Below are 13,426 nucleotides of genomic sequence, written 5' to 3' on the forward strand. Positions count from 1 at the left end.
TGTACGTCTTATATATTTGACATTGATATATAGGACGTTGTTTCAATTTTATATTTTGTAAATATTATATAAGTCTTGTATATAACAACTTAATATAAGTCTTATATATAACGACTTGATATACGTCTTACAATGATGTAATATATTTTTAGGAATAATTAACCAACGTTTTAAGGGGGGGACAACTTGAACGAGGTATTAAGCGAAAAATATAAACAAAACAAATTCACTGAGGAAGTTGTGGAAATGTTTGCAGACATTATTGAAGGAGACGAAATACTCTACAATGTATTTCATTACATAGGATCTCAAGTAAACAAACAATACCAAGAGACAAAGTATATGAGAGGAATCTCAATAAATGAAATAGTAGAAAGTGTTGTTATTGATAGGAGAGTAAAGAAACCTAAGGGTAAATCCTATTCATTAGAACTTGAAAGAACTAACATTTCAAGAAGATCGGCAGAAGGTAGTGTTGCTACTTTAGCTTCAATGTCATTAATAACAGAAAAAATTATGCATCCGTATAAGTTTTTAATTTCAACTATTAGGGGACAACAAGTATTAGTTGAATTAGGGAAACGTAAAAAAAGTAATGAGAATAAGGGAGAGATAAAATAATGGCAAAAAACTTTCTAAAAAACGAAGTAGCTGTGAAAATGACTATGGTTGGTTTTGGTCAAGCTGGAACTAGAATGGTAGATAAATTTGCTGAGTATAAGCATACAGACGGTACAGCAGTTTATAATTGTCTAGCATTGAATAGTAATGATGGAGATTTAGCTGAACTGAAAAATGTGCCGAAAAGTAACCAAGTTTCACTAAAATTAGGTGGTTTAGGTAAGAATCCTGAGCGTGCTGTAAAGGTTTTAGAATCTAATGAAGAAGCTAAAGATAAACTAAAAGAATTTATAACGGAACGTGTTAGACCAACTGATGAATTAGTACTATTTTTTGCAGGTTTAGGCGGTGGTACAGGTACATCTACAATTATTCAAGCAATTGAAGAATTCTCCGCTTTTCATAATAAACCTGTAATTGCTGAAGAACTTAAAAGTATGGCAATGAAAATTCCTAGAGAAGAATTAATAAAAAATCAACAAAAGTATGCAAGAATTGCTTTCAATAATGCTATTGAGCGTAAAGATTTCATTAAAATGGGTATTGTAGTTACACTTCCAGTTAGAGCGGATGGACCTGATGTACTGAGACAGGTGAATAAATTTTCACAAGAAATTTGGAAGTTAGCTAATGATCCAGCAAAAGGCGTTGCATTTGTTGTATTTGCAGATAACCAACACTTCTATGATGAGTTTAAGGGATTAAACGAAAATGAGAAAAAAGGCATTGGAAACTCACGAGACTATGCAAACCAACGAATTGGAGATATTATTCATGAGTTAAATACAGCTGCAAATGGTTCAGGAACATCAGTAATTCTAGATTCTCAGGACTTTAAACGAATTTTACTAGAAAGAACAGGCTGTTTAGTAATTAATAAGGTTTCACGTAATATGAATCAAATTGAAAACAGTAAAGAAATTGTAGATATGTTCTCAGAATCATTGAAAGGAAGCTCATTCCATCATCCTATTGACCTGATGAAGACAAATGAAAATGGAGATTTAGAGGCATCAAAGGTACATCATTTTGGGATGTTAGCAATTTTAGATGAACAGAAGAACATTGATGATTCATTTATGGATGATGCAAAAGTAGAAGTAACAAATAAACTACCAATCAATGGAACTGTTTTTAATGGTTATTTAGTGAGTAAAAATGACTTTATGGGTAGCGTGTATACTTTCTATAAGACAGATGCACTACCATCTCGATTATCTAAAGGATTAGTTGAAGAATATAATGAATTTAAAGAAAAACAAAGTCAAATTCAATATACAAAGTCTCAAATTACTACTATTGAAGCGCAAGATTCGGACGATGATTTCAATATTAATTTTGGTGATTACTTTGAATTAGAACCAGATAAAGATGAAGAACCACAAGCTCAAAATGATGAAGAATTAGCGGCATTTATGGATCCTGATAAGATGTTCGGAACTAAATAAAAAATAAGCCTGGAATCTTCCAGGCTTATTTTTCTATTTTCATTACATTTTTCATGTATTCAATCATGTTCTCATCAATATAGTTTTCTATGAAAAGTTGTTTTCTCGCAAGATCTTCCTCTTTTTTAAACCAACCAACTTTTTTTATACGAGTTTCTTCTGGCTGTGTATTCCACTCGTTTTCAGCTTGTTTTCTTAACTCTGTACGCGCCCTATGTTGAATAATTATATTATCTAGTCTTTCTTGTCTTTGGCGCTCTTTTAACTTCTCAGGGTCTTCTGGTTCAGGTAGCATGGCACGTATAGCCTCTTCAAACTTTCCTTGATACTCTAATTCAATGTTTTGTAAATGCATTTGAATCTTTTGCTCTACTATTTTTTCAATAGTCGCTGCAGCTTCCTGCATGTTTAATTGGGTTGAGACTTCACTGGTTTGATTTTCTGGAGAAACTGGTCTTAGTTCAAATTGATGTGGTAAAAGCTCAATAATTGCATCTAGCGACCACTTTTCATCCCTCTTTAGCTTGATAAATAAAGCTATGTCTAAATCCAGTGTGTTATATAGCTTTTCATTTGTATTATTGGTTCTTAATGTTCCGTGTAACCCCTTTTCCTCTAGGATATTGAACCAATTGTATACAGTGTTATGATGTCGGCCTACTAGTTTTGAAAACTCTGTTATTCGCCAAGCTTTTTCAAAAGTATCTTCATGACTAGAGTTTGTATTATTTGACTCCATATGTTCAGTTGTATTTTTGTTATCTTGTTCAATCATCGTTATACCTCCTTGAAATATAATGGCCATAGCAAAATGTAATTAACATATAAAGTGAGATTGACATGTTAAGTGTCTTTCGACGATATAAACCTTAATACCTTTATCGATCGACATTCACATGAAATGTGTCATTGATATATAAAGTATTACTTGTCAACATAAAGTTGATAAATAAGGGTTTGGAATTAACTAATGTTAATGCCCTGTTAACAATCCATTAGTTATTAATGATTATTGTTGCTATGAAATTAACAAATTAGTCTACAATATATTAATGATAAGAAAATATTAGTGATTTGTAAATAAATTATAAGGATATAGCATTAAACTTAAAGACTTAAAAGCTAAAAAGTATGTATAAATCTAAAGAGAAAAGCCCATACTAATAGTAAATAAAGGCCTATATTTATTATAGTTTATGACACTCGGTATTAGAAAAACAAGAACTGTATAGCTAATTGGTTTCGGTAGGTCTTTAGAATGCACGTGAAGGCTATTATAGCTTTTATGCGGTTTAATATAAACTTACTTAAGGGCATCACCCTTTACAAGTGATCTCTATATAATCAAAATTGATTTATACAATTGCTACTTTTAAATAGGAAGTAATAAAAAGCGATTCATTGTTTTTTATTACTATCAAAATGTTTTCAAGAATGATATCTTCCGCAGTTTATGCAGTGAATTTTACTATAGAAAAAAGCCCTTTAATAGATGTAGAATCTAAAACTCTATCTGTATGTATATTCTCAACTTTAGAACCAACAATTGTTAATGTTATGTCAATACTAATTAAAGATAGTTGACATGATACTACCATTAATTAATAACTAGCCCTATTAACATGTCAATCTCAGGTTATATATCAATGATAAATAAAGAGAAAACTGTTAATTTTCGTGTGTTATTAATAAGAAACGATCAATTGTATGGATTTCTTGTTAATATCTATTCACAATTATAGTTCTTTTAGAGTGTTTTTCTTTTTGTTTTTTAATAGAAATCTGTTGTGGTAGATAAAATTTTTAACTAATGTGGATTTTAAAAAAATGAGATCTGCTTCTAGGTGTATTTCTACTATTTAATTGTCAATGTCATATTAATGTTAAATGCAAATTGTTGATATAACATTAATAATTAAATAGCATGTCTCTCTACGTTTTACTTTTAGACTATATGTCATTGTTAAAAAAAGGTTGAAAACCATTGTTTAGCCGTCGTCATTTAATATTGCGATTAAATTATAACTATGTTTTGATAGTGTGAAAATATCTTCTAGGATAGATCATCACTAGATTTACTTTGAGTAAACCTCTACAAAAGAAAATTCTCACCAATATAAATTTTGAAATCTCGAAAGCCATAGACATTTTGGCTTTCTTGGTGCCTTATTGTTAATGTCATATCAATAAGAATAATATTGATACCGAAAGAAAAAATGCTTAACATGTCAATCTCAGGTTATATATCAATGATAAAAGAAAAGAAAACTGTTATTTTTTTGATGTCACTAATAAGAAATAATCATTTGTATGGCTTTCTTGTTAGCTTCTAACCACAATTATAGTTCTTTTAAAGTGTTTTTTGACTTTTCAATAGAAATCTGTTGTATTAGATAAATTTATAACTAATTCAGATTTTGGATCTTCGAGAGTTGCATTTATGCGTATTTCAACCACTTAATTGTTAATGTTATATTAATGTTAAATACAAATTGTTGATATGAGATTAACAATACAGACAGTATTCCTGTCTATTTGTTGTTTTTTATCTCTATGTAAATGATAGTTAAAGGGTGAAAATCATTGAATTGCTGTAATCATTTATTACTCAATTGAATTTTTAACTATTTTTTGATAGTGTCGAAACATTTCCCGGGATAAATCTTCACTAGATTCGCTTTGAGAAAACTACCGCAGAAGAAAAAACAGCCAATAGAGACTTTGAAATCTTGAAAGTTATAAACAGTTCTTCTTTTTGATGTCGGATTGTTAATGTTATGTCAATCTTAATCAGAATAATATTGATAACAAAAGAAAATAATTACTTAACATGTTAATACCAAATGAAAGATTGGAAATCAGTTGTCGTTTCATCGGTATCAACATGAGATTGATAGTTTTATGTTGTTTCTTTTTTTATATCTTATTAGCATTGAAATATTTTTAATGCTAGTTAATCACTTAATATAATTCCTTACAATCTATTGCAATGGACTAATGTTCAAATAATATAGATCTTGAAGTTTAGATAAGCACAAACATTTCTGTTAAGTGTCCGCTTGTTAATATTATGTTAATGTCAATCGATGGATAATAGTGATAAAGTTGGCGCGCTTCGGTTGATATGTTAATCTTAGTTGATATGTTAATGTTAAATATGGGCGAGATGTATTGATTTTCTATTGGTATTAACATGAAATTGATAATTATATGACTGTTTTATAGTCTTTGTTCTAAATTGTTTTTAAGTAAGACTAAATAATTTTAATTAAAATACAATGTTATGATGTTTGTTTACAAGGGATTGATTATGGTTAACAAGTATACCCTTAATAGGGCATTTAATTGTTTAGTAGAGAGCATACTGTACCAAAAAAGGTAATTGGAAAACATTAATGAACGTAATAAGGGGGACCGTTATAGCTTGGTAAATATAGATTGCTAGAATTGTATCTAATTCCGAAGAAGTTTGCGCTTCAAAAGGTCCCAAAGGGCTTTTTTTATTTGATTTAGGGAAAAGGAGATATGTGATGTCAATTGAAAAGTTAGCAGTAAGTAGAATATTAAGAGCAGTGAGAAGCATGAATAAGGGGAGTAATAAGAATGATGGAAATACAACATGGTGTTTACGAAGTGACTCAATTATTAATCAAAGCAAAGGGAGGTAATTGACACTCCCACGGCTAAAGCCACAAGCTGACTAATGTCAGTGGGATTCTTACTACTAAAGGCGAAGTCTATTTCTAGTATCGCTGACGTGCAAGATTGCGGTGTGTCATTACCACTCGGTATCCAGTGCATATAGCAGATACGGCACTCATTCTATTACCAAATGAGTCAGATTGTGAGTTCTCAAATGTGTTTTAGCGTCTTGTGCTTGACGACTCAATACATTTTACAGAGTAGAAGAATTTGTTACTCCAATCTCATATGTATTCTGTTTTTAGAGAACAAGATTGTTTTAGGGACTTTTACTTGTCTATTATGAAAATGATACCATTTCAAATTCTTGATGTGCGGAACATACGTTCGGTGTTTTATTTGTACAGCGCATTTGACTTCACTCTCATCCCACCCCACCCCTAAAGTGGGTGCTATCGCACCGTAGTGGGATTTCCTGTTCGGAAAATCTGTAAAAGATGCGGAGTTACCAAGATATGTAAAGTCTGGTGATGCTGGTTTTGATCTTGTAGCAGCAGAGGACACGATTATTTGGCCGGGCCAAACAAAGGTTGTACAAATGGGATTAGCTTTGGAGATCCCACCAGGATATGAATTGCAGGTACGCCCGCAGTGGTATGACGCGTGATTCTTGGAACTGAGGATAGTGGTTTTAAAGGGGAGGAGTGTATACTTGTTGATTACACTGAATTCCCTAAAGAGGCTAGCATGCAAGCTAATGTAATTGAAAGAGGGAATCTGGAATTCGGATTAACGGAGGGTGAAATAAAAAAGGCTAGGATTTGCTCCTAGCAAAGAATTATGTCGTACAGAAAGGTAAAACCTAATGTTTGCAATTTCATTATATAACGTTTCTGGGGTGGAAGGATTAAATCATAGCAATCTTTACGTAACTTTTACATGTGATTGAAATATTTGATAACAAAGACATGGATTTATTAGAAATTGAAATTATTAAAGGGATTTCTGCATATGGAAATCCTAAATATAATGTATGCGGTAAAGAAAACTTAATAGTACCGAGTTACGTGATTATTGATTTAGATGAAGATACTACTTACTAGGAATAGAGCTCCTAGCAAAATTAAAGAATCAACTAAAATTAAGAACTGGTTTTTCTGTGGTTTTCGAAATTCCCTTATTAAGCTAAAAATGACACTCATTCCGAAACAAATATATAATAAAATCATTATTGTTCCTGACATACTTAACACTCCTAATATATTGATAATTTAATTATATATCTAAAAGTACGTGTGTGTAAATTTTTAACAAAAAAATTATTGGAATAAAAAAATGGCTCTTACTATTACGTAAGAACCCCATAATCGAAGAAAAAAAGTCGTATGTGAAACCATGCGGTAATCACAATAATATTTTAACATTCAAATATATAGTCGTCTATACATCGAATTAAAAAAATATATATTTAAACGAAGGAGCCCTAGATTTAGGGATCTAGAGCTTCTTGTGTGGGTATAATTCACACAATTTATGAAAAGAAAAGAACCTACTGAAGTTAACACATAAATGTTTCATAAATGTATCAAAAAAGTGAAAAAATAGTTATTTGAATAGAAAATGACAGATGAAATATTAAGATTGTATCAGCTGTCACTAAAAAAAATTCATTTTTATTAGTAGGTTTTTAGTTGGTATTTTTACTCCTTTTAGAAGGAATTGTACCAAATATTGCTCCGATTAAAGTCATAAAAATTGCACTTCATGCTGCAAATGACATAACTACACCTTCTAAAAATAACTTATTGTAACTATTTAAAGCTATTGTTTCTTAGTCTTTTTAATAGAAATGATGATTGCAACAACTGTTAAGAAAATAAGAGGAGACCACGAAAAGAAAGACATTTAGTATCCTTCTTTCGATATTAATTTTAAATATTGTATAAATCAATTATTACATGTTTATAAATTTAATATATAATGTTGCATATTGAATTGTAGGACATGGGGAGATGAAGACGATAGTTGAACCAAAACACCATTTTAATAGAGAACATTTCACAGGACCCGATTAGGGGGACGGGTCCTGTGAATGGAACGATAGATTTTTATGGGATTACCAATAGATTACCATAAAAGGTAATTGAATTCCATCAATTAGGTGTTGAGAAAGCTTTTTATAAATGCTTTATTTTACATAATAAGGCAGCTAGCTAAAGTAGCTAATTGCTCGGTTGTACAATTTTAGAAGTTTCACTGGATACAGATATATGTTGTAAAAAAAGTTACAACTATATCATAAACAAATATTAAAATATTATATATGAAAGACAAATAAATAAAAATTTTATTTTGTTTATTTTAAAAACAAAAAAGAGCACTTTATTAAGTGCTCTCGTGACGAGATCCATTTTGTGAAGACTACTTTATTTTATAAAGAAAGGAACACAGAATATTATATGCGTTTCTTGTTAATGGAGTGTATTTTTACAGGCAAAGAGCAGCCAGCAAAAGCTAACTGCTCGGTTCTCCAAGGGGGAACAAGGAGAAAATCTAATGTCATATAAAGTATTGACGGAATATTGAGTTTTATTCACGAGAGATTATATTCCGAAATTTGGATTATAATAGTCGATATTCTCCATATTGACCAGAAAAGAACTAAAAGTTCTAGTGAAATTCCAAGGGTTCTTTTCTTAGTTTTTTGAGATTCTTTTATCAAATAGCCAACAGCACTAATTGCTATAAGAATAAAAAGAATAAGTTCTAGTGTAACTGGCATTTAATCTGCTCCTAAACAAATTATTTCATATATAACAATTATAAGATATTCATTGATTATTAGTAGTGAACATTTGAAAAAAATTATCCTTTTGTCATAAATAAAAAGGCAGTTGTTTCCGCAACCACCTTTCAGTAAAATAAAGCACTTTTTCAGGAATAAAATATGGATGATTCTTGAAAAGGTTATAGGGTTTAATCCCATTTTTATAATTCAAGTGACGAACTTAATTTTAAGAAAGGTATGACTACATTATATGATAGCTTGTCAATAATGGTTACGAGTAAAAAAGCAGTTAGCAAAAGTTAACTGCTCAATACAAGGAGATACAAAGAAAATTACTTCAAATGAGTTTTGACATACAGCCTACATATAGTATTGACGGAAAAATTATTTTAAATCCAAGTTACTTAAAGTAAACATTCCTACAGATACAATGGCTGCACCTACTGAAGAACCTAGCCAATCTCTCCAACTTAATGTATTTAAAGGTGTATCTGTTAGATCTATAATTAAGAAGATAGCAAACATTAATACACCAAATACTAAGCATCCCCAAAAAGTTTGTAAGAATTTAATTATCTTCTTCCGGAATTTGTTCATATAAATCATCCTTACTAATATTTTGTATTTTTATAAATAAATTATTGCATGTATGGAAATTGAAAGTAAAGAATATGCAATATTACATATTGAAACTTAACGAACTAATCATTTTATAGACAGTGAGGAATAACAATATGATTTAACAGCAGAAGAGATTACTGAAAAATTAAGCGCATAAGTAATCAAAAGCATCCATAACGGGTGCTTTTTTCTTTGTTATATAGAAATTACACATTAAGCATATATGTATACGCGTTGTTACGATACGCTAAGGAATAGTAATAAAAATATGAGACCAATAAAACCGTATAAAAACCAAAAGAATCCTAAGACGGGGAATATTTTATGAGAATTAAGCATGCTAAACCTTCTTGGAGATATAAAGAATTATAATATATCGTTGGTCTATATAGAAGGGAAAAAATTAATTGGTACATGTTAAACGAGGGGGGTGAATAAAATGGACATTTGGGTTAAAGGATTCTACATAAATAGGTAGAATCTAATTGGTTAGTTCACATTTTAATCAAAGGGGTACAAATTCGATGCGACGTGAAAAGGATTTAATGAAACAATGGAAGGTAGATTTGCAAGCTATTCAAAAAGAGAAGAGACTGAAGAAGAAGGCTAAGAAAAAGAATAAGTAATATAGCATTCCGGGTAATACAGCTGACTTCATGGATGGCAAGAATACTTATCGTAAAGAGAATGGGGTATGGAAACAAAGAAATAAATAAAGTGAGGATAAATGATTTTGATGAAGTGTATGGCAAGTACCGTAGGCGCTGCGGTGTTCTGGTTAGCGTCTTGTTTGATGTTAAGGAAAGATAAGGGGTGAGATAGACTTGCAAATTGAAATATTATTAGTCTGAAACATAGACTAGTAAACAAACTATTTCTACCTTTTAATCATAGAATATGATGAATTCTATTTTTAGAGGAGGGAATCATATCTATGGGATGGAATAATAATTTTAGGCATTCTCGAGATTGTAATAGATTTTGGGATGATTTAGTATTTTGCGGATGCGGCCGTAGACGAAGAAGAAACGATTTTAACGACTGTCATTGTAGACGTGACTGCGATTGTGATGAGTGTCGTCGTAGACGTAATCATGACCGCGATCGTGAGCATAATCATGGTGACCATCGAGATTGGTAAATTCTTTTGAAAGAGTGCATATTTTAATAGCACTCTTTTTTATTATGTTTTTTAAGTAGTACTTATTAATTAGAAGGATGCAGTTTCAATCTAGAAATAATAAGCAAAGCTAAGTTAACCAAAGCTAAAAAGATATCTATACAAATGACCCAAATTTCATTTTTTATATAAGAATTAGCTAAAAGCAATAAAAATAAACTAATTCCTGCTATTAAATCCACTTTGTTTTCTATTACTTTTAACATACCCTCATCTCCTGCTGTTTATTTTGCATTATTCGTAATGCGGAAGATATAAATATTAAAAAAGATTTTAGTAGTTAATTGAATAAAAATCTACAGTAAAAAGCCACTTTAAGTAGCTATATTATAACCAATTATATCCTTAAAATTTAACATTTTTGTATTTTCTATATTATATATTTTGAATTTGATTTTTTTCTGATTTTTAAAAAGAACATACAATTCAATGGCTGAAAGGCTTCTCAGATATTGAGCTTATTAAATCTGAATTTCTTATAATTAATCCAATATTTGATATGTATTTCTCTCAAATGCGTTGTAATGAAATTTCACGTACCAAATTTTTATTATATTTTTATAAAATAAGTTAATAAAGGGATTAAAGTAATATCATTAAGAAATTTACATTTAATTAGTAAAAACAAAAATTGATGGTCTTGGTAACGTGAGAGAATTAGCAATTGAGGCACAGCAGTCAGCGAAAAGCGAGCATTTACGTGTAGATTGTTTAGTTTTTTGGATGGGAACAACAGTAATTGGATCAATTATTGCTGGAACAATCGCATTGCTTTTTAAATTCTTAGGAAAGTAGGGATAAATAATGAAAGAAAAACTAAAAAATTGAGGATTATGGATAGCTTTATTTGCACTGTTGGGAATGATAATAATGGATACTGTCCCTAATTTTAATTTAGGGCGATATCAAGAGTATGTAGACGTGATGTTGGTTATTTTACCTGCTGCAGGTGTAATTTCTAATCCTAATGCTGGTAAATGGTTTGCTGACAAACAATATGAAGGAGACGATAAATAATGGGTTACATTGTAGATATTTCTCATCATAACGGTAATATCGATTGGGGCCAAGCAGCTTCTCAATTGGATTTAGTTATTGCTCGTGTGCAGGATGGTTCAAGAGTTAGAGATAGAATGTATCAAAAATATGTACAGGCTATGAAGCAACGAAATGTACCATTTGGTAACTATGCATTCTGTCGTTTCGTTTCTGAAAATGATGCACGTGTAGAAGCTCGTGATTTCTGGAAACGTGGTGACAAGAGTGCAACAGTTTGGGTGGCTGATGTAGAAGTGAAAACAATGGATAATATGCGGGCAGGTACACAGGCTTTTATCAATGAATTACGTCGATTAGGTGCTAAAAAAGTCGGTTTATATGTTGGCCATCATATGTATGCTCCATTTGGAATGGCAAATGTAAAGAGTGACTTTGTATGGATTCCTCGTTATGGTGGTAACAAACCAGCGTACCCATGTGATATTTGGCAATATACAGAAACAGGGAATGTAGCTGGTATCGGAAAGTGTGATTTAAATAAGTTGGTTGGAAATAAATCGTTAGCGTGGTTTACTAATCAAACTGTTGAGCAAGCAACAACACAAGAAGGAGTTGGAATTATAGTGAATAAATATAATAAAGTAATCACTTATGAGTTTGGTGTAAATTTAATTCCTGATATGGTTCAAATGATGGATAGTCTTGGATATACTTCTAAAATAGTTTCTCGTGGAGATCGTCGAGGGCTTGCGCATTTTGAGACAGATTATCGTCAAGGCAACGAGTTAGACAAAGCGACGGCGTGGTTAGATGCTAAAGGATTAAAATACTTCTATACAAAAGAATAGTTTGATGAACAAAAATAAGAGCTGTCATATGACGGCTTTTTTATTGCTATTATACTAAAATTTACTTATCGATAATGCTTTAAGTACAGGCTTTACAATTAAACCTATTAAACGAAAAGCTTTAAATATAGGGCGCACAACTTTCATGAAGATGCCCGCCTAAATCAAATGATATATCAAGTATGTATTGTGATAAGTTAATCTATCACTTTGCATGTTCTTCCATTTTCTTTTCAAGTGTTTTAGCATAAGCATCTTTAGTTTCCTGATTTAATTCATAAATTGCCTTATCCCACTGTTCACCGTCTACACCTGGCATATGGGGAGTGCTTTTTAGTATAGCTAATTCAATCTCCTTTCTATCTTCTTTATTAGCGTCGTGTATTATCTTTGTTCCTTGTCTTGCATCTGTTACACCTTCTAACACAAGTTCGTGAATGTCCTTGTACTTATCAGTTACTTTTATATTTTCCATACGGTCTAAAGCTTTATCCATAGCGTCTGCTGTTTTGAATACCTCTTTATATCCTTTATTATTCTTTTTAGCTTTTCCTAGTTTTAACAATATCATATCCTTTTGGGTTTGAAATTCTAAAAGTTGCTCACAAATATGAAGTGCACCTCCAATTGTTAAACTGTGTCTAACAATTGGGGTGCACTTCATAACGAGGCTTTTTTATTTGTATAAAAGCACAAAGAAAAGACACCCAAAGGTGCCTTCTTCCGACTTGAATCACTTTAATTCTAAGAATATGTATTGGACTCCTATTCAAATATTATTTTTCTCAACGAATAATTGGTATATATTAGGGGGGGAGAGCTATTTTTATGTTAAGATATTTTGGGTGTTATTCATCTTATTTTAGGAGGTTGGAAGATCTGTTACATGCTTTTCATATGGATTTTAGTTTCTATACAGAAAATATAAAAGTTTTAGGGTTATTAGGGAATTCTACTCGATTATCAATTGTTTGTAAATTGATTACATATGGATCGTTGTCAGTTTCTGATTTAAGTAAGCAAACAAGAATTACAGAAGATTTGATTGTACAACATTTGCGTAAATTAGCCTTTGGAAATATTGTAATTAGTGAACGTATAGGGAAAAGACTTCATTTTAAAATAAAAGATAATAAAACAATTGAGATTATTAAGGTATTAGGGTTACAAAGTTAATTTTAATTACTTTCGATACAAATGATTTTGCTATAACTTAATTATGCAAAATCATTTGTATCCCACCTACCGAAATAGGTGTCCATTTTTGTAGATATATGAA

Annotated in this window: 12 protein-coding genes and 3 pseudogenes; 10 read left to right on the top strand and 5 right to left on the bottom strand. The window is 30.8% G+C overall.

Annotation, left to right across the window (positions count from 1 at the left end; genetic code table 11):
• Positions 1-186 precede the first annotated feature (186 nt).
• Both MHI26_RS28690 and MHI26_RS28695 read left to right on the top strand, forming a co-directional pair.
• On the top strand, positions 187-621 hold the full coding sequence (locus MHI26_RS28690; RefSeq protein WP_001006721.1) for a hypothetical protein: 435 nt from the start codon (positions 187-189) through the stop codon (positions 619-621).
• Complete coding sequence (locus MHI26_RS28695) at positions 621-2,069, top strand: cell division protein FtsZ (protein WP_061667521.1); 1,449 nt, start codon at positions 621-623, stop codon at positions 2,067-2,069. The genes MHI26_RS28690 and MHI26_RS28695 overlap by 1 nt, the downstream gene beginning before the upstream one ends.
• A gap of 25 nt (positions 2,070-2,094) precedes the next feature.
• Here the strand turns inward: MHI26_RS28695 and MHI26_RS28700 are convergent, their stop codons facing one another.
• Entirely contained in the window at positions 2,095-2,844 is a 750-nt protein-coding gene (locus MHI26_RS28700; protein WP_061667522.1) for a hypothetical protein, read from the bottom strand.
• A 3,342-nt stretch (positions 2,845-6,186) separates the two neighbouring features.
• Here MHI26_RS28700 and MHI26_RS28705 point away from each other — a divergent pair.
• Both MHI26_RS28705 and MHI26_RS28710 read left to right on the top strand, forming a co-directional pair.
• Positions 6,187-6,485, top strand: a pseudogene (locus tag MHI26_RS28705) (dUTP diphosphatase); the annotation flags it as partial.
• A gap of 194 nt (positions 6,486-6,679) precedes the next feature.
• The gene (locus tag MHI26_RS28710) at positions 6,680-6,814 is read left to right on the top strand and encodes a hypothetical protein (protein WP_340994721.1); all 135 of its coding nucleotides are present in this window, start codon (positions 6,680-6,682) and stop codon (positions 6,812-6,814) included.
• A 1,490-nt stretch (positions 6,815-8,304) separates the two neighbouring features.
• Here the strand turns inward: MHI26_RS28710 and MHI26_RS28715 are convergent.
• Complete coding sequence (locus MHI26_RS28715) at positions 8,305-8,493, bottom strand: hypothetical protein (protein WP_001145518.1); 189 nt, start codon at positions 8,491-8,493, stop codon at positions 8,305-8,307.
• 390 nt (positions 8,494-8,883) lie between these two features.
• Complete coding sequence (locus MHI26_RS28720; protein WP_061667523.1) at positions 8,884-9,096, bottom strand: hypothetical protein; 213 nt, start codon at positions 9,094-9,096, stop codon at positions 8,884-8,886.
• Between the two features lie 548 nt (positions 9,097-9,644).
• On the opposite strand from MHI26_RS28720, the pseudogene MHI26_RS28725 reads away from it, so the two are divergent.
• Together MHI26_RS28725 and MHI26_RS28730 are read left to right on the top strand one after the other, a co-directional pair.
• Positions 9,645-9,836 (top strand): annotated as a pseudogene (locus MHI26_RS28725) (hypothetical protein).
• Positions 9,837-10,054: 218 nt separating this feature from the next.
• Positions 10,055-10,261 carry a hypothetical protein gene (locus tag MHI26_RS28730; RefSeq protein ID WP_097961996.1) on the top strand — a complete coding sequence of 69 codons (207 nt, stop codon included), beginning with the start codon at positions 10,055-10,057 and terminating at the stop codon, positions 10,259-10,261.
• A 65-nt stretch (positions 10,262-10,326) separates the two neighbouring features.
• Here MHI26_RS28730 and MHI26_RS28735 read toward each other — a convergent pair whose 3' ends face one another.
• Positions 10,327-10,506 carry a hypothetical protein gene (locus MHI26_RS28735; protein ID WP_061667524.1) on the bottom strand — a complete coding sequence of 60 codons (180 nt, stop codon included), beginning with the start codon at positions 10,504-10,506 and terminating at the stop codon, positions 10,327-10,329.
• Between the two features lie 412 nt (positions 10,507-10,918).
• On the opposite strand from MHI26_RS28735, the pseudogene MHI26_RS28740 reads away from it, so the two are divergent.
• The 3 genes and pseudogenes from MHI26_RS28740 to MHI26_RS28750 all read left to right on the top strand — a co-directional run.
• Positions 10,919-11,095, top strand: a pseudogene (locus MHI26_RS28740) (hemolysin XhlA family protein); the annotation flags it as partial.
• Between the two features lie 75 nt (positions 11,096-11,170).
• Entirely contained in the window at positions 11,171-11,317 is a 147-nt protein-coding gene (locus MHI26_RS28745) for a hypothetical protein (RefSeq protein ID WP_242469805.1), read from the top strand.
• Positions 11,317-12,147 carry a GH25 family lysozyme gene (locus MHI26_RS28750; RefSeq protein WP_061667525.1) on the top strand — a complete coding sequence of 277 codons (831 nt, stop codon included), beginning with the start codon at positions 11,317-11,319 and terminating at the stop codon, positions 12,145-12,147. Before MHI26_RS28745 ends, MHI26_RS28750 begins: the two co-directional genes overlap by 1 nt.
• A 205-nt stretch (positions 12,148-12,352) precedes the next feature.
• On the opposite strand, the gene MHI26_RS28755 is transcribed toward MHI26_RS28750, so the two are convergent.
• Positions 12,353-12,811 (bottom strand): hypothetical protein, encoded by a 459-nt coding sequence (locus tag MHI26_RS28755; RefSeq protein WP_340994723.1) that lies wholly within the window; start codon positions 12,809-12,811, stop codon positions 12,353-12,355.
• Between the two features lie 233 nt (positions 12,812-13,044).
• On the opposite strand from MHI26_RS28755, the gene MHI26_RS28760 reads away from it, so the two are divergent.
• Positions 13,045-13,323, top strand: a complete 279-nt coding sequence (locus MHI26_RS28760; RefSeq protein ID WP_061667528.1) for an ArsR/SmtB family transcription factor — start codon at positions 13,045-13,047, stop codon at positions 13,321-13,323.
• The last annotated feature ends 103 nt before the right edge of the window (positions 13,324-13,426 follow it).

This window comes from Bacillus sp. FSL K6-1218, assembly GCF_038006445.1.
Taxonomy (GTDB): Bacteria; Bacillota; Bacilli; order Bacillales; family Bacillaceae_G; genus Bacillus_A; species Bacillus_A thuringiensis_S.